1 protein-coding gene is annotated in these 598 nt (G+C 46.0%); it reads left to right on the plus strand.

The genetic code is table 11. The features are described from left to right. Positions 1-45: 45 nt before the first annotated feature. A partial coding sequence (locus B5G28_RS14300) for an IS3 family transposase (RefSeq protein WP_242967649.1) occupies positions 46-598 on the plus strand: 553 nt, incomplete at its 3' end.

A 598-nucleotide genomic window follows, 5' to 3' on the forward strand; every position in this document is an offset into this window, starting at 1 on the left:
TATGCCGTGATTTATCGTCACAGGGAGAAGTATTCTGTACTAGTCATGTGCAGGTTCTTTTCGGTATCCAGAAGCGGCTATTACAGCTTTGTAAGGCGACTGAATCGACCTGAGAAAGACGCCTCATTGGCAGAGAAGATCCGAAATCAGCAGGACAAGTGTTTTCATACCTATGGCTACCGTAGAATGTGGCAATGGCTGAAAAACAGTGAAGAAATCATCCATAACCCTAAAACGATCCTGCGTGTCATGAAAAAATACGGCTTATTGTCTGAAATCCGTCGCCGCAGACGTTGGCAGCAGATGGGGCAGCAGCTACACAAATACCAGAATCTTCTCAATCGGAATTTTCACGCTGAAGCGCCAAACCGCAAATGGGTGACCGACATCTCCTATATTCAAACCAAACAAGGTGTACTGTATCTGTCTATGATCCGTGATTTGTACGACAACAGTATTGTGGCTTATAAAACTGCAACCCAGCAAACAGTGAACCTGGTACTGGATACTATCCGCCAGGCAGTACACAGAGAAAAGAAGAAGGTCGCCGCAGAGTTACAGCTCCACAGCGACCAAGGGTTTCAGTATACTTCCCAAG

Source organism: Faecalibacterium sp. An77, assembly GCF_002161315.1.
Lineage (GTDB): Bacteria > Bacillota > Clostridia > Oscillospirales > Ruminococcaceae > Faecalibacterium.